The sequence below is a fragment of the Maribacter sp. LLG6340-A2 genome (assembly GCF_045057105.1).
Classification (GTDB): domain Bacteria; phylum Bacteroidota; class Bacteroidia; order Flavobacteriales; family Flavobacteriaceae; genus Maribacter.
In genome coordinates this window covers 2,674,948-2,700,509 of the sequence record NZ_CP159332.1, presented here as the reverse complement: position 1 = coordinate 2,700,509, position 25,562 = coordinate 2,674,948, and the positions used below count along the sequence as shown (strand labels likewise).

The following is a 25,562-nucleotide window of genomic DNA, read 5'->3' as shown; positions in this document are numbered from 1 at the left end:
TGAAATGCCGGCAGGGCTTTCTGAAAATGAAATATAAGGTGTATTTGGCCAATCAAATAATTTTGGGTGTGTGTTAGACCACTAGGGCATTTAAATAAGCAGTACCAAAATTTTAGCAAAAAAGGATAAACAATTAAGGAGGTTATATCAGAAAGAACGACCTCAAATTACTTCTAACAAATAGCTGATTGATAATATATTAGTATAATGTTTGATGTCAGTTTAACATATATTTAATAAATTCACAAACGTGAATAATTTTTACCTTTAAAGAAAAATGGCAATTACCAATTAAGACTAAAATTTTGTACTTATATAATGAGCAATAGAAACTCCAATAATATTCCGCTAACTGAAATTGTAAATAATGCCCATAAAATTGCAAAAATTGGAATTTTTCAGTTTTTAGTTAAGGAAAGTCAAATCTATTGGAATGATGTAATGAAAGAAATTAATGAAGTACAACCAGATTTTAAGCCTACTCCCGAAAATATTTTCAGCTTCTTTCCAAATAAAAAAACTAAACAATACATAGAACATACACATGAAAAAGCCATTAAGGAAGGAAGTTCTTTTAGTTATGACCATGAAATAATTACTGCCAAAGGCAATACAAAACATATTTGGACATTTGGCCAACCTGTATTCAAAAATGGTGTTTTGATAAAAATTTTTGGAACCTCAATTGATATTACAGAACGTAAAAAATCAGAACTAGAATTAGTTAATAAAAATAAACTACTGAATTTTGCAGAACAAATGACCAATATAGCCTATTGGGATTGGGATACTGTAATTAATGAAGAAATTTGGTCAGACAATCTTTATAAAATAGTTAATCGTAAAAAAGGTGGTAAGCTCACTTACGAAACCTATTTAGAATATGTGCACCCAAATGATAAGGACTATGTTATTGAGCAAATTACATCTGCCTTTGAAAATAAAGTTTTTCCTAGCTTTTCGCATCGAATTATAGTTAACACATCTGAGATTAAAATAATACACCTAATGGGCGAGGTTATTTGTAACCCAGATGGTGATGTTATAAGAATGCTAGGTACTTGTCAAGATATTACGGAAATAAAAAATAAAGAGTTAGAACTTTTACAAAAAAACCAACAACTTAGTTTAGCAGAAGAAATTGCCCAAATAGGGTATTGGGAATGGAATCCTAATACAGACAGTTTCATTTGGTCAGATAATTTGTATCGCATTTTTGGATTTGAGATTGGGCTTGAAATGAGTTTAGAATTATTAACAACACGTATACATCCAAATGACCAGGAAAAAATAGAACGAATTACAAATGAGCTATTTAAAACCAAAATTTTTAAAAAATTCTCATATAGAATTATACCACCGGAAGGCCATATAAAAACATTGGAAGTGGTTGGACAAATTGTTTGTGATGAAAAAGGCGAAATCATTAAATTTACTGGGGTAACAAAGGATATAACCGATTATATTCTAAAAGAAAAAAAGATATTAGAAACTAACGAACATTTAGAACAAGCTACACAAAAGTTGACGGCAAGAAACAAACAGTTAGCAGAATTCAATCATATTACATCACATAATTTAAGGTCTCCGGTAAGTAACTTAAATGCCTTGTTAGGTATGTATAAAGACCCCACTTATGAGCATTTAAAAGAGGAACTTTTTCAAAAATTTGAAATTGTAGTTGACCATCTTACCTTAACGTTAAACACTTTAGTAGAATCGCTAAAGGTCAAGCATGAAGCCAACAAGTCCATTCAACAATTAAGCTTTGATGAAACCCTGAACAAAACAAAGGAAATTTTGGCAGCAGAAATCATACAGACCAATGCTAATATAAAATGTAATTTTACAGATGCTCCCAAAATAGTCTATAATCAAATATATTTAGAAAGTATTTTTCTTAACTTGTTAGGAAATGCCATGAAATATAAATCTAAGGATCGTGCTCCTGAAATTGAAATTAAGTCCAAAGAGGTCAACGGTAGGGTGCAATTATCGTTTAAGGACAATGGCATAGGTATAGATTTAAAGCAACATGGAGACAAACTGTTCGGTTTAAATAAAGTATTCCACAGACATCCTGATGCCAAAGGGGTTGGGCTGTTTTTAACAAAGGCACAAATTGAGGCTATGGGCGGGAGTATTTCTGCACAAAGTAAAGTTAATGAAGGCTCAACTTTTACCGTTACATTAAACTAACAACAACACATGAATAACCATATTAACTTTTGTATAGTTGATGATGATGAAATCTATCAATTCACCATGGCAGCTACTTTAAAATCTTTTAATTCAATTAAGAAAATAATCGCTTTTAAAGATGGTTTGGCGGCTATGGATTTTATGCTGGACAATCTCAGCAATGAAAAAGAACTGCCAGATGTTATTTTGTTGGATATAAACATGCCCGTCATGGACGGATTCCAGTTCATGGAGGAATACATCAAAATACAGCCCAAAGTAGGAAAAAAGATAACCATCTACATGGTATCATCTTCTGTAGATGATGTTGATATTGAGCGTGCCAAAAAAATAAATCAGGTTTCAGATTATATTATAAAACCTATACGGGAAACCCAACTCAAAAATATTCTTGCACAACTAGAAGAAGACGGTAAATTTTAATGGCATAATTTTTTAAAGGGAATTCTAAATTGTAACTTAAAAAAAAGGCCCACACTACTTTGGCCCGTTTTAATACAAAAGTAATTTCCTAGACCTCAGGATAATGTATTTACAATACTATTGCTTTATTTGTTCACCATACCAAATATCAAACCCACCTTCTAGATTTATTACTTTTGCAAAACCTAAGGAAGCTAAGCGTTCTTGTGACTTTAGGCTCCTACCCCCTTTTTTACAATAAACATAAATGGTTTTATTTCTGTCAAGGCCCTTAACCTTATCATTGAAGTCTTTTGAAAACCAATCAATATTTACAGCCCCCTCAATATGACCTTGGCTAAACTCCTCTGGAGTTCTTACGTCCACTAAAATTTCGCTATTTTCATTATAAGAAGTAAATTCAGAAATAGGCATGGAGCTTATTTGACCATAACTTAATTGACCAAGGACCAACAGTAATACAAATAAAATTTTATTCATAAGAAATAGGATTGAGTTCAAAAGTAATCATAATCCCTAAAATTAATCTATTTTTGAAAGGCATAAGAAAAAATGAAAACACATCAACTTCATCCAGACACTTGGGTAGATCTTTATGCCGATTATTTGTTTAATTACGCCGTTGCTAGGGTAAATGATGCAGAGATCGCTAAAGATTTAGTACAGGACACTTTTATAGCAGGGTTAAAATCCGCTAAAAACTTTAAGGGTGATGCTGCAGAACGTACATGGCTCATAGCCATTTTAAAACGTAAGGTCATTGACCATTATCGTAAGATAAATTCTAAAAAAGGGAAGGCCGAGGTTAGAATGAACTACAGTTCACAGACCGATGCTGAAGGAGATTGGCTAGAAGAACGTATAGCCGACCCAAACAGCAACTTTGAAAATGATGCGCTGGAAAACGAAGAATTAGGATTGGCAATTCAAAAATGTATAGCAAAACTGCCAAAAAAACAAGCACAAGTCTTTACCATGAAAACAATTGAAGGTATGGAAACGGAAGATATTTGTAATGCTCTAGGAATAAATGCGTCTAACCTTTGGGTAATGATACATAGAGCCAGAACTGGGTTAATGGCTTGTTTAAATCAAAATTGGTTTTAATTATGATGATTTCATGTGAAAAGGCGGCATGTATTTGCAACAAAGCTCAATATAAAGAAGCTACTTTTTGGGAAAAGATTTCGTTGCGTTTCCACATTCTAATGTGTAAAGCTTGTACCAAACACAGTAAGCGCAATAAAAAATTGACCACACTTTGCAACAAAGCCAATTTAGTTGCCTTATCTGAAGAGGATAAACGTAAAATGAAGGAATCCCTGCCTATTAAAAATTAGTTATCCTGGTTGAAATTACGACCAAAACCCAATAAACCAAGGGTAACGCCTCTACCCAAAATGAAGCATAATATTTAGACCGTATAGTTTTGGTACCGTATAAGGCCACAATTAACAAACCACTGAAAATAGTATCGGTAATAATTGCAACTAGACCTATATCAGATTTGAAATAGGTAATCATACAAAATAGAAGAACCCATACATAACCTATTCTTCTTGCACCCCTTGTTCCCAAACGTTGTGGCAGTGTTTTCAAATCCTTATGGTCATATTTTAAATCCCTAATTTCAAACGGTATTAAAAGAACCAAGACCAAGATAAAGCGCTGTAAAGCCTCTAGTTTAATATGATTTTCAAAATGGCCAGAAACAGCATATACAGGTAACAACACCGTGGTTCCGGACCATACCAAGGCAACAATAATGATTTTTAGTCCACTTAAACTCCTAAAATTTCTATGTTTTGGTAAAACGGGCAAGGCATAAAAAGCCGTAACCCCTCCCAATATAAGTAATCCTAAAAAGACCTTTTCCGTTAAAAAAAAAGCGTGATAACCAGCAATTAACGAACAGACAAAACTAAAAAATTGTATGTTCTTATGATACCTGTTCGCTACTAAAATATATTTATGGGCCTCTACCCCATATTTCACAAAATTATAACAGCAAATAGTTCCAAAAAAAATGAATCCATACAGGTGAATATCAATGCTTATGTTTACCGTTAGGGCCGTAATATGAATCAAGCTTAATACCGCTAAAGCCACGTGAACGCTAGCATCTAGATAAAAATCAAAAATTCTTTTGAACCCTGCCATTAAACAAAAGTAGCTAAAGTGTTTATAACCTTATGTTTTGGTTAAAAACTTTACCTACATAGCATCTCAAACCGCCTTAAATACCCATATTTATTTGGTAATTTTGTACCATATATAACAATACTATCTATGAAGACTGACGTGTTTGCACTGCGCCATATCGGCATCAGGGAAGAAAACTTAAAACACATGCTCGATACCGTTGGTGTCGATAATTTGGAACAGCTCATTTACGAAACCATACCGGAAGATATTAGGCTGAAAGAACCCCTAGATTTAGACGAACCTTTAAGCGAACATAGATATTTGGCACATATAGAGGCACTATCTAAAAAGAACAAAGTTTTTCGCACCTATATTGGTTTGGGCTATCATGAAAGTCTCACCCCATCCGTCATAAAAAGAAATATTCTTGAAAACCCAGGTTGGTATACGGCGTACACCCCGTACCAAGCAGAAATTGCCCAGGGTAGATTAGAGGCATTATTAAACTTCCAGACCATTGTAACGGATTTGACCGGTATGGAACTGGCCAATGCCTCGTTATTGGATGAAAGTACGGCTGCAGCAGAGGCCATGACCATGTTATATGACGTACGTAGCAGGGAACAAAAAAAGAACAATATCCTAAAATTCTTTGTATCCGAAGAAATACTACCACAAACACTTTCGTTATTAAAGACCCGCTCCACGCCTTTAGGAATTGAATTGGTAATCGGCAATCATGAGGAGTTTAATTTTGATAGCGATTTTTACGGAGCTTTATTACAATATCCTGGTAAATACGGACAGGTGAACGATTATGCGGCATTTGTTTCCAATGCCAAATCCAATGATATTAAAGTAGCGGTAGCTGCAGACATCTTAAGTCTAGTCATGCTGACCCCTCCGGGGGAGTTTGGTGTAGATGTAGTCGTTGGCACCACACAACGTTTTGGAATTCCCTTAGGTTATGGCGGCCCTCACGCGGCTTATTTCGCAACCAAGGAAGTATATAAAAGAAGTATTCCTGGTCGTATAATTGGGGTGACCAAAGATACTGATGGCAAACCTGCATTGCGTATGGCGCTGCAAACACGTGAACAACATATAAAAAGAGATAAGGCTACATCCAATATATGCACGGCACAAGTTCTATTGGCGGTAATGGCGGGCATGTATGGCGTATATCACGGCCCAAAAGGATTAAAGTACATTGCCAATAAAGTACATACCACCGCTGTAACGTTGACAGATGCTTTAGAAAAGTTAGGCTTGTACCAAACCAATACGGCATATTTTGATACGATTACCGTAAAAACCGATGCCAATAAAGTAAGGCCTATAGCAGAAAAACACGAGGTAAATTTCTTATATATTGATAACGATACGATATCCATAGCGGTCAATGAAGCAACGTCTTTGAAGGATATCAATCAAATTCTTACCATTTTCTCCAAAGCTCTGGAAAAAAAGTCGGTAGAGGTTACAAAACTAATCAATGAGACCGCTATTCCCCACCAATTGCGTAGAACCAGCAGTTTTATGGAAAATAAAGTCTTTAATTCCTATCATTCAGAAACAGAATTAATGCGCTATATAAAAACATTGGAGCGTAAGGACCTTGCTTTGAACCATAGTATGATTTCCTTGGGAAGCTGCACCATGAAGTTGAATGCTGCTACGGAAATGCTTCCGTTAAGTATGACCAATTGGGGAAACATTCACCCGTTCGTGCCCGTTGAGCAAGCAGAAGGATATCAAATTGTATTAAAAGAATTGGCAAAAGACCTATCCGTTATTACAGGATTTGCAGACACCTCTTTACAGCCTAATTCAGGGGCTCAAGGAGAATATGCAGGGTTAATGGCCATTAGGGCATATCATGAATCTAGAGGAGATTCTGAACGTAATATTTGTTTAATTCCCTCTTCTGCCCATGGTACAAATCCCGCATCTGCGGTTATGGCCGGTATGAAAGTAATTGTTACCAAAACTGATGATAAAGGTAACATTGATGTTACAGACCTTGAAGAAAAAGCAAAGCTACATTCAGACAAATTAGCAGCTTTGATGGTGACTTACCCATCTACCCACGGTGTATTTGAATCCTCTATTAAACAAATTACAAAATTAATACATGACCATGGAGGTCAAGTGTATATGGATGGTGCCAATATGAATGCACAGGTAGGATTGACCAACCCGGGCATGATAGGTGCAGATGTATGTCACTTAAACTTGCACAAAACTTTTGCCATTCCCCATGGAGGAGGCGGACCAGGAGTTGGCCCAATTTGCGTAGCCCCACAATTGGTGCCATTTTTACCGGGCAACCCCGTAATAGCTACAGGTGGTGAAAATGCCATTACCGCAATTTCAGCGGCACCTTGGGGTAGTTCATTGGCCTGTCTAATTTCCTACGCTTATATTAAAATGTTGGGTGAACAAGGATTGACCCATTCTACAAAAATTGCCATATTAAACGCTAATTACATTAAACAACGCTTAAGTGGTAAGTTTGATGTTCTTTATACCGGGGAAAAAGGCAGGGCCGCCCATGAAATGATCATTGACTGTAGACCTTTTAAACAAAATGGTATAGAAGTAACGGATATTGCCAAAAGACTTATGGATTATGGCTTCCATGCCCCCACCGTCTCATTCCCTGTTGCAGGTACGGTAATGATAGAGCCTACAGAAAGTGAAAATCTTGAAGAACTGGATAGGTTTTGCGATGCCATGATTTCCATTAGAGCAGAGATTGATGAAAGTTCTAATGAAACGTCAGATAATATACTCAAGAATGCTCCACATACTTTGGATATGACGACCGGGGACGAATGGCCTTTCCCTTACTCAAGACAAAAAGCGGCATTTCCTTTACCTTATTTAAGGGAAAATAAATTTTGGCCTGCAGTAAGAAGGGTTGATGATGCCTATGGAGATCGTAATTTAATCTGTACCTGCGCCCCAATTGAGGCATACGCAGATATTGAATAAACAGTGTTTTCAGTACTTACCAAAGCCTTTTTGATTAATCGAAAAGGCTTTTTTGTTAGTAGTCATCATAAATTTTGCTTTATGGACATCGTAATATTTATTATGCATGCATAAAATAATTGAATCCAGTTCATTAAATTTCTTAATAAACTAGAGAACACAATGAGCATAGCAATTACCGGTACAGGCAGTTATATTCCATCCCTAACAATTAAAAATTCAGACTTTAACAATCATAACTTTCTCAATTTAGACGGTAGCCCGTTTAATCATAAGAATGACGTTATAATTGAAAAATTTAAGGCCATAACAGGTATTGAGGAAAGAAAGTATGCGGATAAAAAATATACCGCTTCTAATCTTGCTTATTTTGCTGCGGAAAAAGCTATAGCAGATGCCCAAATAGACAAAGAAACACTGGATTATATTATAGTGGCCCATAACTTTGGTGACATATCATATGGTCACAAGCAAGGAGACACCTTACCCAGTTTAGCAACACGGGTAAAGCATCAATTACAAATTAAAAACCCAAAATGTGTTGCCTATGACCTATTATTTGGCTGCCCTGGGTGGTTAGAAGGAATGATACAGGCAAATGCTTTTATTAAAAGTGGTATTGCCAATAAATGTTTGGTGATCGGTGCGGAAACTTTATCGAGAATTGTAGATGATTTTGACCGCGATTCTATGATATATTCAGATGGTGCGGGTGCCACCATTGTTGAAAAAAAGGAGAATAGTGGAGAAATATTGGCGCATGAGTCCGCCACATTTGCCATTGATGAGGCCAACTACTTATTCTTTGGCACTAGTTACAATAAGAACCTAAATGACCCCACGAAGTACATAAAAATGTACGGTAGAAAAATTTATGAGTTTGCCGTAACCCATGTACCACAAGCCATGGCAGAATGTTTGGCAAAGAGCAACACCCCAATAGAAAAGGTGAAAAAAGTATTTATTCATCAAGCCAATGAAAAAATGGACGAGGCTATTTTAAAGCGCTTTTACAGAGTTTATGATATGCAAATGCCAGAAGGTATTATGCCCATGAGTATTTCTAAATTGGGTAATAGCTCCGTTGCCACGATACCAACTTTATTTGATATGGTGAAAAGCGGTAAAATGGAAAATCACGGTATAACCAAAGGAGATGTTGTTATCTTTGCAAGTGTTGGCGCAGGCATGAACGTCAATGCAATGGTTTACAGAATTTAAAATGTACGAAAAAAGCTTTCCCAATAAACGATTTAAACATACACTGCATTTTTTACAAAAGCACATAAATACAAATGAACCTATTTTGGATTTGGGTGTTGAAAATCCGTTTTCGCAGATCATGCTAGAACAGGGATATACGGTGAAAAATACGAATGGAGAGGACTTGGATTTCGACTTCTCTGCAGTACTTGATTCTGATGCGGAAGTTGTTACCGCTTTTGAAATTTTTGAACATCTATTGGCGCCTTTAAATGTATTGTCCAATATAAAAGCGGATAAACTTGTTGCCAGCATACCCTTGAAATTATGGTTTTCACCTGCTTATAGAAGTAAAACGGATAAATGGGACAGGCATTACCACGAATTTGAAGATTGGCAATTCAACTGGTTATTGGAAAAAGCCGGATGGGAAATTCAGGATAGTCAAAAATGGACCAATCCGGTAAAAAAACTTGGAATTAGACCGCTTCTCCGCTATTTTACCCCTAGATACTATATTGTTTACGCTACTAGAAAGCATTAGATATTGTTAGTTATGGATTACTATATCGTTATTCCCATACACAATGAAGAGGACTATTTAGAGCGTACATTAACCTCTATTGTGCTCCAGACCCTTCCTCCTAAAAAAGTGATACTCGTCAATGATAATTCTACGGATAATACAGAAACAATTATTGACCATTTTGTAGAAAAACACTCTTTTTTCCACAAATTGAACATTGTTTCCTCCACAGAGCATATGCCCGGCAGCAAAGTAGTCAATGCCTTTAACCAAGGTTTGGCAATCTTAGATGGTGCCTATGATTTTATTGTAAAACTTGATGCCGACCTAATTTTACCGAAACAGTATTTTCAATCCGTCTGCAATCACTTTATAAAAAATCCTAATTTAGGAATATGTGGTGGATTTATATATGAGCAAAACGGTTCGGGTGAATGGTTGTTGAACCACCCTATGAACAAAGATCATATTCGCGGAGCATTAAAGGCTTATTCCAAACCCTGTTTTTTAGCAATTGGCGGCATTAAAAATGCCATGGGATGGGATACCGTAGATGAACTTTTGGCAAAATATCACGGGTTTACCCTTTTAACGGACACATCATTGCATGTAAAGCACTTAAGGCCTACAGGAAAGGCGTATAACCAAAAAGCCAAACAGTTGCAGGGTAAAGCAATGTTTTCTATGCGATACGGCTTGCTTCTAAGCATTATCGCTTCCGTAAAAATGGCCATTAAGAGTAAGTCATTTTCATCTTTTTGGAACAATATGGTTGGTTTTACAAATGCCACTACTTCTAATACCCCTTATATTGTTAATAAGGAAGAAGGCACGTTCATTAGAAAATTACGTTGGAAAAACATTAAAAGAAAAATATTCCCATAAAAAAAGCCATCGTTCCCGATGGCTTTTTAATACTATTTATATGGTTTGGTTTAGAAACCTAATTGCTTTTTTACATCAGGTAAAAGGTCTTTGCCTTTGGCAACGATCAAGCCACCACCTGCTTGTGCATCAATAACATAATCAAAACCTTGGGCAGCTGCTACTTGTTCTATAGCTGCTTTCGCTTTTTCTGAAATTGGAGCAAACAATTCTGCTTGTTTCTTTTGAAATTCTTGTTGTGCAGCTTGTTGAGCTTCACCTATATTTTTTTCATAACCTTGTAATTCTATTGCTCTCTTATCATTTTCTTCTTTAGACTTAGAGGCAGCTTCATTTTGGTATTGGGTAAACTTGTTACGCAATTCTGTCATTGAGGCTTGAATATCGGCATTATAGGTTTCTTGTAATTTCTTTAATTCGGCTTCTGCAGCTTTCATTTCTGGCATTGCCGCTAATAATTGAGTAACATCAATATGCGCAACTTTACTTTGTGCATTTACGAAACTTGTTGTTGCTACGAACAACAATAAGGCTACTACTATTTGTTTTACTTGTTTCATGAGTTCTAATTTAAATCTAATTTGAGTGTTAATTTTATGGTTAATAAACCTATTTAAATAGTACCGCTATCATCTTTTTCGGTATCTCTATTTCTTTCTTTTAATTTTTGTTGTTTTTTAGCTTCACGCTCTTCCAATAATTTTTTCCTTCGCTCTTCATAAGCTTTCTTTCGCTCCTCACGTAATTTAAGCTGTTCTGCCCTAGTATCTGCCGCTGTCTTCTCTCTTGCTGCCGCTGCTTCATTTGCTTTGTCCAAACGTTCTTGCAATGCTTCGCTTATTTCCTCTTCATCTACCGCATCTTCATCTTGAAAAGCATCTAATCTATCATTAGCTTTTTTAGACGGTGCACTAACTTTTCTTGTCCTTGCAATTCCTCTTAAGACTATATCGCTGATATCATGTCTTTTTTCAGAATACAACATTACAACATCCGCAGATTTATCAAAAATAAAATCATACTTTTTATTTGCACCTATTTTTTGTACTTCATTGAACACTTGATCTTGTATAGGTTGTATAAGCCTACGTTTTTGTAAAACCAAATCTCCCTGCGGTCCAAAACGATCTTGTTGATACTCGATCATCTCGCGTTCCAATATCTGAATTTCTTCCTCACGTTCAGCAATCAATTCAGGTGTAAGCAATACCTTCTCTGCCATTAAATCTTTCTTCATTTGCTCTACGACACTCTGTTTCTGTTCTACATCTACTTTCCAACGTTGCACCTTGGTCTCTAATTGCTCCGTAGCATCACGGTATTCCTCAACGTTCTCTAGAATATATTCCATATCTACATAGGCTATCCTAACGCCACGCTGTGCCATTGCTACAGTGGTCATCAACATGACCGTTATCAGAAAAAAGATGTTTGTTTTTGTACTCATCATTGATATCGTTTAATCTTATAGAAAATATCGTGCCAAAACTACTTAATCTTTAAAAATGAAAGGATTAGCGTGTGCAAGATATTTAATATTGTCGTAAAAATTAAAACTGTTGACCAATTATGAAGTGAGTTTGCCAACCGCTAGGACCTTGTCCTGCCGATTGCGGTCTAAGATCTTCATCAAATCCGTAACCAAAATCAATACCCAGCAAACCAAATGCCGGCATAAAGATCCGCAGCCCCACACCGGCCGATCGTTTTAATTGAAACGGATTAAACTCCTGAAAATTGTTGAAAGAGTTACCTCCCTCTAAAAATGCAAGTCCGTAGATAGATGCAGAAGGTTTTAAAGTTAAGGGGTAACGTAACTCCAATGAGAACTTATTGTAAATTAAACCACCATCTTGTTGACCCGTAATAGGGTCTACCGGTGTTAAAGCTTGATTGTCATACCCTCTTAGTTGTACTACGTCCCTACCATCTAATGTAAAGTTACCAAGACCATCACCACCTACAAAGAATCGTTCAAAAGGAACATCACCAATATTACTATTGTAACTACCTAAAAATCCAAACTCCGCATTTGACCTAAGGACCAATTTATCCACTAAAGTTGTATACCAATCGCCCTTAAATTTAATCTTGTAATATTCCAAAAGCCTAAAACGTTCTTGATCTGAATCTTCCAATTCCTTGGTTTCGCTTGCGGTCAATGTCTGTCCAAGGCTTCTACGCTCCGCTTGTAATTCAGTAAGTTCTTCTGAACGCTCTTTTAATGCTTTAAAATCCTTATCGCTAAACAAGGAATAAGGAGGCGTAAATTTACCCGTTAGTTCAAACGTAGATCCAGAAGTTGGAAAAATACGGCTAGGACCCTGTGAACTTCTGGAAATACCAAAAGTATATGCCAAGGAATTTGCCTTACCGTTACCAAAATTGAACAATCCTATATTATAGTTTCTAAAATCATATAACTGATACCCTAAAGAATGTGAAATGGTAAAAAAGTCATCTGGCCATTGTACACGTTTTGCCAATCCTGCTGTTACCCCAGTAATAGAAAATTGTTGATCTTTATTGATATCAATATTACCATTACTTCCATAGGAAGCTGCAAATTGCTGCGTTCTAGAGACACTTAAGTTAAAACGAACCGGCTTCTTACCACCCAACCAAGGCTCGGAGAAATTTAAACTATATACCCTAAAGGTTCTACTTGCCTGTAATCTAAGTGCGAATGTCTGACCATCACCCATTGGCACAGGTTTATACTTTTCGCCCTTGAATAAATTCTGTATGGAAAAATTACTAAAGGACAAACCTAATGTACCTATAAAACCACCGCCGCCATATCCACCTTGCAACTCTATCTGGCTAGATCCTGACTCTACCAAACTCCAAGCAAGATCAACAGTACCATCATTAGGGTTGGCGTTCAAAACGTCTGGTGTAATCTGTTCCGCATCAAAAAAACCAAGTTGCCCCAATTCCCTGATACTTCTAATAATGTCCGATTTATTATATTTTTGACCTGGGCGGGTACGTAACTCACGATAAATTACGTGATCATTGGTCTTATCGTTACCACTGACCGTAACATGGTTTAGAAAGGTTTCCTTACCTTCTATAATCCGTATTTCAAAATCTATGGTGTCATTGGCCGCAGAAATTTCTACAGGGTTTATTGTAGAAAAAAGATATCCATTATTTTGATATAAGCTAGTAACATCTGATGGATCTGGCTTGGAATTATCAGCAATACGTTCCCTTAGCAATACCCCGTTATACGTATCTCCTTTTTTAATCCCCAAGACTTGGTTCAATTGACGATCGGTATAAACGGTGTTCCCCACAAAATCAATATCACCAAAATAATACTTGTCGCCTTCTTCAACTTTTATATGAAGATCAATATTATTTTCATCGACCTTAACCACACTATCTGAAATTACCCTGGCATCACGAAAACCATTTTCCGCAAATTTATCGACCAATAATCCTAGATCTTCCTTATAGTCCTCTTGGATATATTTTGATTTTTTCCAAAATCTACCAAACTTCTTTTCCTTGGTATTCTTTAATGCCTTACGTAATTTTTTATCCTTTAACTCTTCATTGCCCGTGAACACAATTTCACGAATCTTTACCTTGTCTCCTTTTTTTACATTAACGACCATACTTTGGGCGTTGGTCTCAGAAGTATCCTTGGCGGTCGCAATATTGACCTGGGCATTTAAATATCCCTGCTTCTTGTATTTATTGGTAATGTAATTTTTAGAATTGGCGATAAGGCTTTCTGTAATCTTTTTACCTTTTTTAAGATCGGTATCTTTGATCAACCCATCTATTTTACCTTTTTTTACACCGTAAAAAGTAACGTTGGTCAATGTAGGGCGCTCAATGATATTCAGCTCCAAGAAGACATTATTACCTTCTATATTGGTAATATAAAATTCTATTTCACTAAATAGCTCAAGACCCCATAACTTCTTAATAACCTCGCTAATCTGTTCTCCGGGCAAGGTGATAGGTTGGCCAACTCTAAGACCGGTATAGGTCTTTACCGTTTGTTCGTTATAACTTTCTAACCCGGTTACTTCCAATCCGCCCAAAATATAACTTTTACCGTCTTCATAGGAAGTTTCCTGTGCCACGGTAGTTAGGGAAATTAAAAATAAAAAGGTGGATAAAATGTGGTTCAAGGATATGAACCTGGTCATATCTTTAAGTGAGTTGTTCGCTAGTTTTTCCAAATCTTCGTTCTCTGTTCTGGTAATTTTTAATAGCCTCCACCAAATGGTGTTCTCTAAAATCTGGCCAAAATACATCAATAAAGTATAACTCGGCATATGCAATTTGCCATAATAAAAAATTGCTGATCCGATGTTCTCCACTAGTACGGATAAGCAAGTCCACGTCTGGTAAATTGTGCGTGTAAAGATGGTTATTTATAATGGTTTCGTCAATATTTTCAATTGAAATTATATTATTTTTAACTTTGGTACTAATAGCTTTTACCGCGGACTGCAGTTCTTCACGTGCGCCGTAACTAAGTGCCAAAGTTAGGGTCATGCCTGTATTTTGCTTAGTTTGGTCCATTACCTCAATCAATTCCTTATAGGCTTTTGAGGGTAGGGCTTCAATATTACCAATAGTGTTTAGGCGGATGTTATTTTTGTTAAAAGATTTAAGTTCTTTTCTTAAAGAGGACACTAAAAGCCGCATAAGTGTCTGCACTTCAACCTTTGGCCGATTCCAATTTTCCGTAGAAAACGTGTATAAAGTTAAAAAATCTATTCCCAACTGCGCACATTCCTCAACGACTATTCTAACGGTTTTTACACCATGCTCATGACCAAAAACCCTAAGCTTTCCACGTTCTTTGGCCCATCTACCGTTACCATCCATAATTATGGCCAGATGTTTGGGAACGTTTAATTTATCAATCTCGTTAATTGTGCTCATGTTTATTTACTCAAAACAATCCATACAGGGCTTTCTGCCAAAAGTATAGGTCAATGTCAAACCAGAAAAAACATACCAATCATCACTAAAAATATTTCCAAACTGAAAATCCTCATAGTTAGAACCTCTTGGATTGCTGGCATCCAAGTTGTCCGTAAAGGTATACCTTGCCCCTATTTCTGCCCCAAAAATAAGAAACTGATTAATACGATACTTAAAACCCGCAGTAATTGGCACGGCAAAACTACCATCTTTTTGATTAATTTCCTGTAAAACTCCCCCATTAAAATATTCATAGTCATATCTAAAATAGGTTAGTCCCGTATACAGATAAGGAGTAAATGCAGGGCCCAGTTTATGAAGATTATAATCTACAAAGTTAAACTCCAGACCAACGGAACCTTCCAAGATATGATTATCTACAACATACCCACGCTGTTGTCTTGCCGCTGAACTGGATTTGTTATCGTCTGCGGTAAACTGCCCATACATTAAACTGGCACGCCACGCATAGCGTTTGCTTTTGTTCCATTTAAATAGTCCCCCAACGGCTATATCAGACGGTAATATATAATTGGTTTTTCCAACATCACCAATAGTATTGGCTCCACCGGCAAAAACACCTACTTCATAAGTTTGTGATTGCATGCCGCTTATTGAAAAAAGTAGCATTAATAACGCTATATAACGCATAAAATAATATTTGCAGTTGATGCCCAGAACCTATTCTACCTAGATTCCTGAACAAAAGATTGTTCACAATGGATAAACAGCGTTTAGATTTATTTATTGTTTTAAACCGAGTTCAATTTCTTCTATCCTCTCCCCAAAGCAATTTGTTTCTAAGGGTTTTTAAAAAACTTTCTGAAGTGTACTCTATCATTTTAATAGTAAAAGAAGCTTTTCTTATGGTAATTTCCTCCCCGTTCTCCAATGAAGCAATTCTAGAGTCCAGTGACACCAAATGATTCTCCTCCCTACCGGACACCTTTAACCGAATAATAGTGTCATCTGAAATTACCAACGGTCTAGCATTAAGATTATGAGGTGCAATTGGTGTAAGCACCAAGGATTTTGCTGTAGGTACTATAACCGGCCCACCGCAACTTAAGGAATACCCGGTAGAACCTGTTGGTGTTGAAATAATAAGGCCATCTGCCCAGTATGAAGTTAAATATTCGTTATTTAAAAAGGTCTCTACGGTAATCATAGAGGTGGTATCTTTTCTACTTACCGTAATTTCATTAAGTGCAAAATTAAGTTGTCCAAATTCCTTATCTAATTTTTGGGTATTTAGCTGTACCAAGCTACGCTCAACTACGGTATAGGCACCTTGCTTAAATTCTTGGACCACTTTTCTGACATCCTCTTTCTTAAAAGTAGAAAGAAATCCCAACCGGCCCGTATTGACCCCTACAATAGGAATACCCAAGTCACGAACAAAAGTGGTTGCCCTAAGGATTGTACCATCACCCCCAAAACTTACGAACATATCAAAAGAAGTATCCAGCCCCTTATTTAAATTGAAAGTGGCATATGAGTTAGAAGCATCCCCCTCTTTATACAATTGGTAAAAATCTTCCTCTATGGCAACAATGGCGTTTTCTTTATCCAACTCATCCAGCAATTCTACTAGATATTCTATTGCATTGTCTTGATAGGTTTGACCATAAATGGCTACTTTCATACTAGACATTTAAATATTTATCCAAATAGTCAGAACGGTCCTTAAGGTCTTCCAAAAACTGATCGTCACTATTACCGAATAATATATGATAATTATACCTTCTAAATGTCTGAACCACCTTATTGTAGTTATTAGTGGTAATTTTTAATGTTACTTGAATGATATCATTTTGGGTATCGGTTATAAAACCACCGATCAACTTGGCATTGTTACTTTCTACAATTTGGGCAATTTCACTAAAGGAATAATCATTGATACCCGTAGCTACGACCAAGATACTGCCTGGGTCCGTAAAAAAAGGGGTGTCTATAAAAACGGTAACAATATCACTTAAATCATAATAACCTAGCACCTCTTCCTTTTCACTTAAAATAGGTAAAATATTGGTTTCATTTCTAGCAAAACTCTCTAACACATCTAACCAATTGGTATCCCTACGCACAAAAAAGCCATCCAATTCATATCTAAACTGCTCTATTTTGGTATTGGGAAGCAGGGCTTCAGAGTCGTTTTCTGAAAAAACACCTAAGAATCTACCATCTTCTACAACCGCAATATGTGAATATGTAGTGTCCTGAAAAAACTCCAACACCTTCTCAAAGGTGTCCTTGATTTCAAATACCGGAATGTTCGTAATAATATGTTCTTGAATATGCATAGGCTAATATATAACGCAAAATAACAATTAATAATATCAAAAGGTGTGCCTTATTCGTATTTTTGAGGCTCCTAAAAGTTAAATAAGACATAATGACAAAACTTAGCGTTAATGTGAACAAGATAGCAACTCTAAGGAACGCAAGAGGAGGCAATGTTCCTGACTTATTAAAGGTTGCTAAAGACTTGGAGGATTTTGGTGCACAAGGTATAACCATTCACCCAAGACCGGACGAACGTCATATAAAATATAAAGATGCCAAGGATTTAAAACAATTGGTCACTACAGAATTTAATATTGAGGGCAACCCTATTACCAAATTTATTGACCTGGTGTTGGAAATAAAACCGGAACAGGTAACCTTGGTGCCCGACTCTGTAGACGCAATTACCTCCAATGCCGGGTGGAATACGATTAAATACAAGGATTTTCTAACCGATGTCATCAATACCTTTAAACAGGAAGGTATACGAACATCAATCTTTGTAGACCCGGACCCAAAAATGGTAGAAGGTGCCAAAATTATTGGTACAGACCGTATTGAACTTTACACGGAAAGTTATGCCAATTTGTACCCAAAAAACAAAGAGAAAGCCATTGAACCATTTGTCAATGCCGCCACACGTGCCAATGAACTAGGCGTTGAAATCAATGCAGGCCACGACCTAAGTCTTGACAATATTGAATATTTTGCCAAGAACATTCCAAATCTTAAAGAAGTTTCCATAGGTCACGCACTTATCTGCGAAGCACTTTATCTTGGCTTGGAAAATGTAGTGAACATGTATTTACACAGACTAAAATGACACCACTTTTAAACTCGGTTATAATAGGAGAAGGCAGGCCACTATGTATTTTACATGGATTTTTGGGCATGTTGGACAATTGGAAAACCCTAGGTAATTCTTTTGCCGATAACGGATTTTGCGTTCATTTAATTGACCAACGCAACCATGGCAAAAGTTTTCATTCGCCAGATTTTAATTACGATATATTATCCAACGACCTATTAAATTATCTTGACCATCATCATATAGAAAAGACCAATGTTATAGGCCACTCCATGGGCGGAAAGACCGCTATGCAATTTGCATGTTCTTATCCAGAGCGTATGGAAAAACTATTGGTGGCGGATATTGCACCCAAATTCTACCCACCACACCATCAGGAAATAATCAACGGTTTAAATGCGGTGGACACCACGAATTTAAAATCCAGAAAGGATGCGGATGAACAGTTGAAAAAACATATTTCAAATACAGGTATAAGACAGTTCTTGCTAAAAAACTTGGACAGGGATGAAAATAAAAAACTTTGCTTTAAATTTAATTTAGCTGTACTAAGTGAAAAAATGGAGGAAATTGGAGACAATATTAGCAGCACTGAAAGCTTTAACGGACCTACTCTATTCTTAAGGGGCGACCGGTCGGAATATATTACCGATAATGACAATGAGGCAATATACCGTCATTTCCCCAAGGCCAAAATACAAACAATAGAAAATGCCGGACATTGGTTACACGCTGAGAACCCAACACAATTTCTTAGCAAATCCTTGGTATTTTTCAATTAATATTGACAAGGCTTAGCAATTGTTTTAGTAAATTACGGATATAGGCTTAACATTTATAACAAATAACATTATGAAATTAGTATTAAGAATACTTTTAAGCGCTTTGGCAGTTTTGATATTGGCCCATGTTTTACCCAATGTATCCGTAGACACTTTTATGACGGCAGTCATCGTGGCTGTGGTCTTAAGTTTATTGAATATTTTGATAAAACCTATTCTTGTAATTCTGACCTTGCCCGTAACAATCCTTACTTTAGGCCTTTTTCTGCTTATCATAAATGCAATTATTATTTTATTGGCAGATAAGCTAATAGACGGATTTGCCGTTGGAAATATATGGTGGGCTTTGATTTTTAGCCTGTTACTTTCCTTTTTACAATCTATCTTTTTTACCTTGTTAAAAGAGGACAAGGCATAGTTGCTTTTGTTTTGAAATTCAATACTTTAAAAAATTGGCTGAGTTTATAAAATGTAGTATTTTTGCATCCCATTTTACACATGCAAATAGATATTAAGGAATGAATATTACTAAAGAGCAGATAGACGATTTAAATGCAGTAGTTAAAGTTGCTATCACAAAAGATGATTACCAAGACAAGGTAGATACCATATTAAAGGATTACAAAAAACAGGCCAATATACCTGGTTTTAGAAAAGGCCAAGTACCAATGGGCCTAATTAAAAAGCAATATGGTAAAGCCGTTTTGGTTGATGAAGTAAATAAATTGTTGCAAGACAACCTTAATAAATACCTTACCGAGGAAAAATTGGACGTTCTTGGGAATCCACTTCCAAAACAACAAGACAATTTTGACTGGGACCAAGAAGAATTGGCTTTTGAGTTTGAACTAGGTTTAGCCCCAAGTTTTGAGGTGCCTTTAAAAACCAAAAAAGCCATTACGCAATATAAAATTGTTGCGGACAAGAAAATGGTAGACGAACAAGTTGAGCGTATTCAAAAGCAGTACGGAAAACTTGTAAATAAGGATGTGGTCAGTAAAAAAGATGAAGTAAGTGGGTCTGTGATCAATGAAGAGGAAGAAATCAACACAACGGCCTTATTAGAGGTTGACCAACTTAAAAGCAAAAAAGCAGTTGACGCCTTGGTCGGGAAGAAGGTTGGTGATGAGGTAACCCTAAAAACAAAAGGTCTTTTCAAGGAAGACCATACACTAGCAAGTGTTTTAGGAATTGATAAGCAAAAAGCAGAAAAACTAGATGTTGAAGTAACCTTTAAGATTACGGAAATCAACGAGCGTGAAGCTGCAGAATTAAATCAAGAATTATTCGATAAGCTTTTTGGACCTGACAGTGTTAAATCTGAAAAAGAATTAAAGGAACGCATAAAAGAAGATTCTGAAAAACAATTTGAGCAACAAGCAGACCAAAAATTGTTGAACGACGTTACGGAATATTTTATTGAGAACACCAAGTTTGAACTACCTACCGGTTTCTTGACCAAATGGATTCAAATGACCGGTGAAGAGCCATTGACCGAAGAACAAGCAACGGAGGAATACGAAAAATCTGAAAAAGGTCTACGTTATCAGTTGATAGAAGGTAAAATAATTCGCGATAACGATTTGCAAGTCCAGTTCGATGAATTAAAGGAATTTTCAAAAGGTTTCATTCGTCAGCAAATGGCTCAATTTGGTCAATTAGATCCAAAGGAAGAAGAATTGGATACCATTGCAGCACGTGTACTTGGAAACCAAGAAGAAGTAAAAAGACTTTCTGAGCAATTAATGAGTCAAAAATTATTGAATTTATATAAGGAAAAAGCAAACCTTAAAGTTAAAGAGGTTACATACGAAAACTTTGTGAAAGAAGTTTACGGATAAAATCCAAACAATAAATTAAGTATCTTTACGGTGCCGGAAATAAAATTTTCGGCACCTTTTTTTACTCTAAAAAACAGATATATCATTTATGGATTACGGAAAAGAATTCAAGAATTTCGCTATAAAGGACCAAGGGATCAGTAGTACGTATTACGATGCTATCATGAGCACCATGTACCCAACGAACATGACCCCCAATATCATTGAAGAAAGATCAATGAATGTCATAGCTATGGATGTTTATTCTCGCTTAATGATGGACCGCATCATTTTCCTTGGCACGGGCATTAATGACCAAGTAGCCAATATAGTTCAGGCCCAATTATTGTTTTTAGCAAGTGTTGATGCTAAAAAAGATATTCAAATTTACATTAATTCCCCAGGCGGAAGTGTTTATGCAGGTCTAGGTATCTATGACACCATGCAATTCATTAGTCCAGATGTAGCAACTATCTGTACAGGTATGGCCGCTTCTATGGGAGCTGTACTATTATGTGCTGGAGAAAAGGACAAACGTAGCGGATTAAAACATTCAAGAGTAATGATACACCAACCAATGGGAGGTGCACAAGGTCAAGCCAGTGATATAGAAATTACCGCTAGGGAAATTTTGAAGCTAAAAGATGAATTGTATCAAATCATTTCCGAGCATTCTGGAAAGGATATTGAGAAAGTTCGTGAAGATAGTGATCGCGATTATTGGATGAAGGCAGATGAAGCCCTTAAATACGGCATGATCGATGAGATTTTAGTAAGGGATAAGGAGTAATTACGACCAAAGTATTGAATTAAGTTGTTGATTTTAAACCAAAAACGAATTTAATTCGTTAATTGGTATAGCAAAGAGAAGATAGATAATGGCAAAGGAAAATTTAGAATGTTCATTTTGCGGCAGAAAAAAGCCAGAGACAAATTTGTTGATAGCTGGTCTGGATGCGCACATATGTGATCGGTGTATTGAACAGGCACATGGTATAGTTGCAGAGGAATCAAAGCAGACTAAGATCAATGATCTTTCTTCTGAATTGGTCTTGAAAAAACCTCAAGAAATAAAGGAATTTTTAGACACGTTCATTATAGGTCAGGAACGTACCAAAAAAGTAATGTCTGTTGCCGTTTATAATCACTATAAGAGATTATTGCAACCACCATCCAAAAAAGATGATATAGAGATTCAAAAGAGTAATATTATCATGGTTGGCCAGACCGGAACCGGTAAGACATTAATGGCCAAAACAATTTCCAAATTATTAAATGTACCCTTGGCCATTGTAGATGCCACTGTTTTGACAGAAGCGGGTTATGTAGGTGAAGATGTTGAAAGTATTTTAACACGACTATTACAAGCGGCGGATTACAATCTTGAAAAAGCTGAAAGAGGTATTGTATTCATTGATGAAATTGATAAAATTGCCAGAAAAGGCGATAACCCATCTATAACCAGAGATGTTTCTGGAGAAGGGGTGCAACAAGGTTTATTGAAATTATTGGAAGGTACTACAGTTAATGTTCCACCTAAGGGAGGAAGAAAACATCCTGATCAAAAATTTATAGAGGTAAATACTGAGAACATATTATTTATTGCCGGTGGTGCTTTTGATGGAATTGAAAGAACCATCACCAAGAGATTAAATATGCAAGCCGTTGGTTATAGTGCATCTAAGGCTGATAACTTTTTGGATACTTCCAACATGCTTCAATATATTATTCCAAGAGATTTAAAAGAATTTGGTTTAATTCCTGAAATCATAGGAAGGTTGCCCGTACTTACCCACATGAATCCTTTGGATAAAAAGACGTTACGAGCAATACTCACAGAGCCAAAAAATGCTATTATAAAGCAGTATGAAAAGCTTTTTGCAATGGATGACATTACATTTACCATTACAGATCAAGCATTGGATTATATAGTAGACAAGGCTATTGAATATAAGCTTGGCGCTAGGGGATTACGCTCATTATGTGAAGCAATATTTACGGACGCAATGTTTGAAATGCCAAGTACAGAGGAATCTAAGTTTAAGGTTACTAAACCATACGCAGAGGAAAAACTTTCTTATGAGACGGTCAAAAAATTAAAGGCGGTTTCATAACAAAAAACTTAAAATGAAAGCATAAAAAAAGCGAGGACATATGTCCTCGCTTTTTTTATTTATATCATTATGTCTTTCAAACCACTTTTTTAACCTGTGGTGAAATTTGTGTAACCTCTTTTAACAAGTCTAAACATACTTTACGTATGATCTTTTCATCGGTATATAAGGTATGCCCATAATTTGGTATAATTTCCATATCCACTCCTAATCTATTGGCCCAATCCTCACTAGGTATAAACTCATCTTTTTCACCATAAAGCAAATGAAATGGCACATGGGGCCTATCATTCTTTAAACGTATTCTAGTTGCAGAAACATTGTATAATGATTTCACTGGCAAACCACGTTTTGCAGCCTCCCACACAATAGTTCCTCCTGTACTAAATGCCAAATAATAACATGGTTCTTTTTCCTTTTTCAATAAATGAGAGACAGCGGTATCTATACCACCATTTACAAATGCATTATGCACGTTCTCTTCTGATTGTATTACCAAATCAATATTGGCCAATTGCTGGCTATCATAAAAAGTAATATCAAAATATTGCTGAAGATAGCCAAGGTATGAAGTTATCCACAACCCCTTTTTAGCACCCCACATGTCTGAAACGATTACTAGTTTTTCTGCCATAATAATAATATTTTATTGTTTGGTTAAGTTTTCCTACAGCAAGTTGTACAATTAGCTTCATTTTTCCGTAATTTAATTGTTTACCCGCTAAAATTATCGGTGTAGTCCCTTTTTTAAGGCGGGAAAATGAAAAGCCGTAGTCAAACTTGTTTAACTCTGTTACATATCCAAAACAAAGTTAATTCAACTTTTTGGCTCCTATGAAAGAATGTTGCAAATAGGTTAATAATTGGTATGTATAGAGCAAATTAGATGTTCAATTGCAAAAGTTCATCAATATAATCCCTTGTATTTGATAACCTAGGAATTTTATGTTGACCCCCCAATTTACCGTTAGCCTTTAGCCAATCATAGAACAAATCTTTACGTGCAATGTTGACTACAGGCCTATTTAAGGTGATGTTATTGTATCTCTTAGCCTCATAGTCAGAATTCAGTGCTTTTAAGGATTCATCCAAAATGTCAATAAACACATCCATATTATTGGGCATGGTTCTAAATTCAATAATCCATTCATGGGCACCTTTTTCCTTATTGCTCATAAATACAGGTCCGGCCGTATAATCCTTAATTTCGGCATTTGTTCTTTTGCAGACTTGTTTAAGCGCCTCTTCGGCATTCTCAATAATCAATTCTTCCCCAAAGACATTTATATGATGCTTAGTTCTTCCGGTAACTTTTATCCGGTAAGGACTTTTAGATGTAAATCTAACGGTATCACCAATTTTATACCGCCATAAGCCAGAATTTGTGGTAATAACAATTGCATAATTTACACCCAATTGTACCTCCCATAACGGTACAACGTCTTCCTGCAATGAACCATAGGTTTGCATTGGAATAAATTCATAAAAAATACCATAATCTAGCATCAGCAAAAGATCATCGGCATTATTTCTATCCTGTATAGCAAAAAAACCTTCAGAGGCATTATAAATTTCATAGTAATTAAAATCATTTTTAGGCAGCAGGTTTTTATACTGTTCCTTGTAAGGGCTAAAATTGACCCCACCATGAAAGTAAACTTCTAAATGCTCCCAAACTTGAAACAAGTTTTCTTTACCGGTTTCCTGTAAAACTTGATTCAACAAAACAAGCATCCAAGAAGGTACCCCCGCCAAACTTGTTACGTTCTCCTGCACACTTTCTTTAATAATGGCCGTAAGTTTACTCTCCCATTCGCTCATTAAAGAAACCTTATTGCTAGGTGTACTACTATATTCTGCCCATAATGGCATATTATCTATTAATATTGCGGAAAGATCACCAAAGAAAGACCCATTGTCCTCATATAGTTCCTTACTACCACCTAAGCGCAAACTTTTACCTGTAAACAATTGGGAATTTTCATTGTTGTTCAAATATAAACACAACAAATCCTTGCTAGATTTATAATGACAATCTTCAAGTGCCTCTCCACTTACCGGAATAAATTTGCTTTTGGCATTGGTGGTACCACTACTTTTGGCAAATAGTTTAACCTTAGTAGGCCAAAATAGATTCTGCTCCCCTTTTCTTGTCCGTTCTATTACAGGTTCTATTTCTTCATAAGAGACTATGGGCAGTCTTTCCTTGAATATTTTATATGAGTCGATGGCTTCAAATTCATACGTTCTTCCTATCTCTGTATCCTCGGCAAATTCCAGCAGCTGTAACAACACCTCTTCCTGTACTTCTTCTGGATATTTTAAAAAAAGTTCTATTTGGTGATAGCGCTTTTTCAGCAACCAAGAGGCAATGGAATTAAATAAAGTTATTGGCATTTATAGGTATCTTTGTAT

25 protein-coding genes are annotated in these 25,562 nt (G+C 36.1%); 14 read left to right on the top strand and 11 right to left on the bottom strand.

Annotated features, from left to right (window positions below):
* Positions 1 to 318: 318 nt before the first annotated feature.
* Positions 319 to 2,199, top strand: coding sequence for a PAS domain-containing protein (locus tag ABVM52_RS11290; protein ID WP_405380539.1), 1,881 nt, complete (start codon positions 319 to 321; stop codon positions 2,197 to 2,199).
* Between the two features lie 9 nt (positions 2,200 to 2,208).
* Positions 2,209 to 2,625, top strand: a complete 417-nt coding sequence (locus ABVM52_RS11285; RefSeq protein WP_405380537.1) for a response regulator — start codon at positions 2,209 to 2,211, stop codon at positions 2,623 to 2,625.
* Positions 2,626 to 2,742: 117 nt separating this feature from the next.
* Here the strand turns inward: ABVM52_RS11285 and ABVM52_RS11280 are convergent, their stop codons facing one another.
* Complete coding sequence (locus ABVM52_RS11280; protein ID WP_405380535.1) at positions 2,743 to 3,105, bottom strand: rhodanese-like domain-containing protein; 363 nt, start codon at positions 3,103 to 3,105, stop codon at positions 2,743 to 2,745.
* Between the two features lie 72 nt (positions 3,106 to 3,177).
* Here ABVM52_RS11280 and ABVM52_RS11275 point away from each other — a divergent pair, with 72 nt between their 5' ends.
* Together ABVM52_RS11275 and ABVM52_RS11270 are read left to right on the top strand one after the other, a co-directional pair.
* Positions 3,178 to 3,732 (top strand): sigma-70 family RNA polymerase sigma factor, encoded by a 555-nt coding sequence (locus tag ABVM52_RS11275; RefSeq protein ID WP_405380533.1) that lies wholly within the window; start codon positions 3,178 to 3,180, stop codon positions 3,730 to 3,732.
* 2 nt (positions 3,733 to 3,734) lie between these two features.
* Positions 3,735 to 3,965 (top strand): hypothetical protein, encoded by a 231-nt coding sequence (locus tag ABVM52_RS11270; RefSeq protein ID WP_405380532.1) that lies wholly within the window; start codon positions 3,735 to 3,737, stop codon positions 3,963 to 3,965.
* Here the strand turns inward: ABVM52_RS11270 and ABVM52_RS11265 are convergent.
* Positions 3,955 to 4,785, bottom strand: coding sequence for a hypothetical protein (locus tag ABVM52_RS11265; RefSeq protein WP_405380530.1), 831 nt, complete (start codon positions 4,783 to 4,785; stop codon positions 3,955 to 3,957). The genes ABVM52_RS11270 and ABVM52_RS11265 overlap by 11 nt on opposite strands.
* Before the next feature lie 129 nt (positions 4,786 to 4,914).
* Here ABVM52_RS11265 and gcvP point away from each other — a divergent pair, with 129 nt between their 5' ends.
* The 4 genes from gcvP (at position 4,915) to ABVM52_RS11245 (ending at position 10,381) form a co-directional block, all read left to right on the top strand.
* Entirely contained in the window at positions 4,915 to 7,767 is a 2,853-nt protein-coding gene (gcvP, locus tag ABVM52_RS11260) for an aminomethyl-transferring glycine dehydrogenase (protein WP_405380528.1), read from the top strand.
* 162 nt (positions 7,768 to 7,929) lie between these two features.
* Complete coding sequence (locus ABVM52_RS11255) at positions 7,930 to 8,988, top strand: 3-oxoacyl-ACP synthase III family protein (RefSeq protein WP_405380526.1); 1,059 nt, start codon at positions 7,930 to 7,932, stop codon at positions 8,986 to 8,988.
* Position 8,989: 1 nt separating this feature from the next.
* Positions 8,990 to 9,514, top strand: a complete 525-nt coding sequence (locus tag ABVM52_RS11250) for a methyltransferase (protein ID WP_405380525.1) — start codon at positions 8,990 to 8,992, stop codon at positions 9,512 to 9,514.
* Positions 9,515 to 9,526: 12 nt separating this feature from the next.
* Positions 9,527 to 10,381, top strand: a complete 855-nt coding sequence (locus ABVM52_RS11245) for a glycosyltransferase (protein WP_405380523.1) — start codon at positions 9,527 to 9,529, stop codon at positions 10,379 to 10,381.
* Between the two features lie 50 nt (positions 10,382 to 10,431).
* Here ABVM52_RS11245 and ABVM52_RS11240 read toward each other — a convergent pair whose 3' ends face one another.
* From ABVM52_RS11240 to ABVM52_RS11210, 7 genes are all read right to left on the bottom strand, one after another.
* The gene (locus tag ABVM52_RS11240) at positions 10,432 to 10,941 is read right to left on the bottom strand and encodes an OmpH family outer membrane protein (RefSeq protein ID WP_405380521.1); all 510 of its coding nucleotides are present in this window, start codon (positions 10,939 to 10,941) and stop codon (positions 10,432 to 10,434) included.
* Between the two features lie 53 nt (positions 10,942 to 10,994).
* Positions 10,995 to 11,828, bottom strand: a complete 834-nt coding sequence (locus ABVM52_RS11235; protein ID WP_405385122.1) for an OmpH family outer membrane protein — start codon at positions 11,826 to 11,828, stop codon at positions 10,995 to 10,997.
* Between the two features lie 103 nt (positions 11,829 to 11,931).
* Positions 11,932 to 14,550 carry an outer membrane protein assembly factor gene (locus ABVM52_RS11230; protein WP_405385121.1) on the bottom strand — a complete coding sequence of 873 codons (2,619 nt, stop codon included), beginning with the start codon at positions 14,548 to 14,550 and terminating at the stop codon, positions 11,932 to 11,934.
* A 4-nt stretch (positions 14,551 to 14,554) separates the two neighbouring features.
* Complete coding sequence (locus ABVM52_RS11225; protein WP_405380519.1) at positions 14,555 to 15,295, bottom strand: isoprenyl transferase; 741 nt, start codon at positions 15,293 to 15,295, stop codon at positions 14,555 to 14,557.
* Between the two features lie 6 nt (positions 15,296 to 15,301).
* Positions 15,302 to 15,988, bottom strand: a complete 687-nt coding sequence (locus ABVM52_RS11220; RefSeq protein WP_405380517.1) for a DUF6089 family protein — start codon at positions 15,986 to 15,988, stop codon at positions 15,302 to 15,304.
* 112 nt (positions 15,989 to 16,100) lie between these two features.
* Positions 16,101 to 16,982 (bottom strand): NAD kinase, encoded by an 882-nt coding sequence (locus ABVM52_RS11215; RefSeq protein ID WP_405380515.1) that lies wholly within the window; start codon positions 16,980 to 16,982, stop codon positions 16,101 to 16,103.
* Position 16,983: 1 nt separating this feature from the next.
* A complete protein-coding gene (locus ABVM52_RS11210; RefSeq protein WP_405380513.1) occupies positions 16,984 to 17,640 on the bottom strand; it encodes a CBS domain-containing protein in 657 nt (218 codons plus the stop codon).
* 92 nt (positions 17,641 to 17,732) lie between these two features.
* Here ABVM52_RS11210 and ABVM52_RS11205 point away from each other — a divergent pair, with 92 nt between their 5' ends.
* The 6 genes from ABVM52_RS11205 to clpX all read left to right on the top strand — a co-directional run bounded on the left by ABVM52_RS11205 (position 17,733) and on the right by clpX (position 23,147).
* Positions 17,733 to 18,446: a pyridoxine 5'-phosphate synthase gene (locus ABVM52_RS11205; protein WP_405380511.1), complete on the top strand. Its 714-nt coding sequence runs from the start codon at positions 17,733 to 17,735 to the stop codon at positions 18,444 to 18,446.
* Positions 18,443 to 19,213, top strand: a complete 771-nt coding sequence (locus tag ABVM52_RS11200; RefSeq protein WP_405380509.1) for an alpha/beta fold hydrolase — start codon at positions 18,443 to 18,445, stop codon at positions 19,211 to 19,213. The genes ABVM52_RS11205 and ABVM52_RS11200 overlap by 4 nt, the downstream gene beginning before the upstream one ends.
* 70 nt (positions 19,214 to 19,283) lie before the next feature.
* Positions 19,284 to 19,631, top strand: a complete 348-nt coding sequence (locus ABVM52_RS11195; RefSeq protein WP_405380507.1) for a phage holin family protein — start codon at positions 19,284 to 19,286, stop codon at positions 19,629 to 19,631.
* A gap of 100 nt (positions 19,632 to 19,731) precedes the next feature.
* Positions 19,732 to 21,054: a trigger factor gene (tig, locus tag ABVM52_RS11190; protein WP_405380505.1), complete on the top strand. Its 1,323-nt coding sequence runs from the start codon at positions 19,732 to 19,734 to the stop codon at positions 21,052 to 21,054.
* Positions 21,055 to 21,142: 88 nt separating this feature from the next.
* Positions 21,143 to 21,823 (top strand): ATP-dependent Clp endopeptidase proteolytic subunit ClpP, encoded by a 681-nt coding sequence (gene clpP / locus ABVM52_RS11185; RefSeq protein WP_405380503.1) that lies wholly within the window; start codon positions 21,143 to 21,145, stop codon positions 21,821 to 21,823.
* Positions 21,824 to 21,911: 88 nt separating this feature from the next.
* Positions 21,912 to 23,147 (top strand): ATP-dependent Clp protease ATP-binding subunit ClpX, encoded by a 1,236-nt coding sequence (gene clpX, locus ABVM52_RS11180; protein ID WP_405380501.1) that lies wholly within the window; start codon positions 21,912 to 21,914, stop codon positions 23,145 to 23,147.
* A 76-nt stretch (positions 23,148 to 23,223) separates the two neighbouring features.
* Here the strand turns inward: clpX and ABVM52_RS11175 are convergent, their stop codons facing one another.
* Together ABVM52_RS11175 and ABVM52_RS11170 are read right to left on the bottom strand one after the other, a co-directional pair.
* Positions 23,224 to 23,781 carry an alpha/beta hydrolase gene (locus tag ABVM52_RS11175; RefSeq protein ID WP_405380500.1) on the bottom strand — a complete coding sequence of 186 codons (558 nt, stop codon included), beginning with the start codon at positions 23,779 to 23,781 and terminating at the stop codon, positions 23,224 to 23,226.
* Between the two features lie 248 nt (positions 23,782 to 24,029).
* A complete protein-coding gene (locus ABVM52_RS11170; RefSeq protein ID WP_405380498.1) occupies positions 24,030 to 25,544 on the bottom strand; it encodes a GH3 auxin-responsive promoter family protein in 1,515 nt (504 codons plus the stop codon).
* Between the last annotated feature and the right edge of the window lie 18 nt (positions 25,545 to 25,562).

Bases quoted from the DNA above. Each gene is read 5' to 3' on its own strand.
- ABVM52_RS11290 (WP_405380539.1), top strand. From the start codon at position 319: ATGAGCAATAGAAACTCCAATAATATTCCGCTAACTGAAATTGTAAAT.
- ABVM52_RS11285 (WP_405380537.1), top strand. From the start codon at position 2,209: ATGAATAACCATATTAACTTTTGTATAGTTGATGATGATGAAATCTAT.
- ABVM52_RS11280 (WP_405380535.1), bottom strand. From the start codon at position 3,105: ATGAATAAAATTTTATTTGTATTACTGTTGGTCCTTGGTCAATTAAGT.
- ABVM52_RS11275 (WP_405380533.1), top strand. From the start codon at position 3,178: ATGAAAACACATCAACTTCATCCAGACACTTGGGTAGATCTTTATGCC.
- ABVM52_RS11270 (WP_405380532.1), top strand. From the start codon at position 3,735: ATGATGATTTCATGTGAAAAGGCGGCATGTATTTGCAACAAAGCTCAA.
- ABVM52_RS11265 (WP_405380530.1), bottom strand. From the start codon at position 4,785: ATGGCAGGGTTCAAAAGAATTTTTGATTTTTATCTAGATGCTAGCGTT.
- gcvP (WP_405380528.1), top strand. From the start codon at position 4,915: ATGAAGACTGACGTGTTTGCACTGCGCCATATCGGCATCAGGGAAGAA.
- ABVM52_RS11255 (WP_405380526.1), top strand. From the start codon at position 7,930: ATGAGCATAGCAATTACCGGTACAGGCAGTTATATTCCATCCCTAACA.
- ABVM52_RS11250 (WP_405380525.1), top strand. From the start codon at position 8,990: ATGTACGAAAAAAGCTTTCCCAATAAACGATTTAAACATACACTGCAT.
- ABVM52_RS11245 (WP_405380523.1), top strand. From the start codon at position 9,527: ATGGATTACTATATCGTTATTCCCATACACAATGAAGAGGACTATTTA.
- ABVM52_RS11240 (WP_405380521.1), bottom strand. From the start codon at position 10,941: ATGAAACAAGTAAAACAAATAGTAGTAGCCTTATTGTTGTTCGTAGCA.
- ABVM52_RS11235 (WP_405385122.1), bottom strand. From the start codon at position 11,828: ATGAGTACAAAAACAAACATCTTTTTTCTGATAACGGTCATGTTGATG.
- ABVM52_RS11230 (WP_405385121.1), bottom strand. From the start codon at position 14,550: ATGACCAGGTTCATATCCTTGAACCACATTTTATCCACCTTTTTATTT.
- ABVM52_RS11225 (WP_405380519.1), bottom strand. From the start codon at position 15,295: ATGAGCACAATTAACGAGATTGATAAATTAAACGTTCCCAAACATCTG.
- ABVM52_RS11220 (WP_405380517.1), bottom strand. From the start codon at position 15,988: ATGCGTTATATAGCGTTATTAATGCTACTTTTTTCAATAAGCGGCATG.
- ABVM52_RS11215 (WP_405380515.1), bottom strand. From the start codon at position 16,982: ATGAAAGTAGCCATTTATGGTCAAACCTATCAAGACAATGCAATAGAA.
- ABVM52_RS11210 (WP_405380513.1), bottom strand. From the start codon at position 17,640: ATGCATATTCAAGAACATATTATTACGAACATTCCGGTATTTGAAATC.
- ABVM52_RS11205 (WP_405380511.1), top strand. From the start codon at position 17,733: ATGACAAAACTTAGCGTTAATGTGAACAAGATAGCAACTCTAAGGAAC.
- ABVM52_RS11200 (WP_405380509.1), top strand. From the start codon at position 18,443: ATGACACCACTTTTAAACTCGGTTATAATAGGAGAAGGCAGGCCACTA.
- ABVM52_RS11195 (WP_405380507.1), top strand. From the start codon at position 19,284: ATGAAATTAGTATTAAGAATACTTTTAAGCGCTTTGGCAGTTTTGATA.
- tig (WP_405380505.1), top strand. From the start codon at position 19,732: ATGAATATTACTAAAGAGCAGATAGACGATTTAAATGCAGTAGTTAAA.
- clpP (WP_405380503.1), top strand. From the start codon at position 21,143: ATGGATTACGGAAAAGAATTCAAGAATTTCGCTATAAAGGACCAAGGG.
- clpX (WP_405380501.1), top strand. From the start codon at position 21,912: ATGGCAAAGGAAAATTTAGAATGTTCATTTTGCGGCAGAAAAAAGCCA.
- ABVM52_RS11175 (WP_405380500.1), bottom strand. From the start codon at position 23,781: ATGGCAGAAAAACTAGTAATCGTTTCAGACATGTGGGGTGCTAAAAAG.
- ABVM52_RS11170 (WP_405380498.1), bottom strand. From the start codon at position 25,544: ATGCCAATAACTTTATTTAATTCCATTGCCTCTTGGTTGCTGAAAAAG.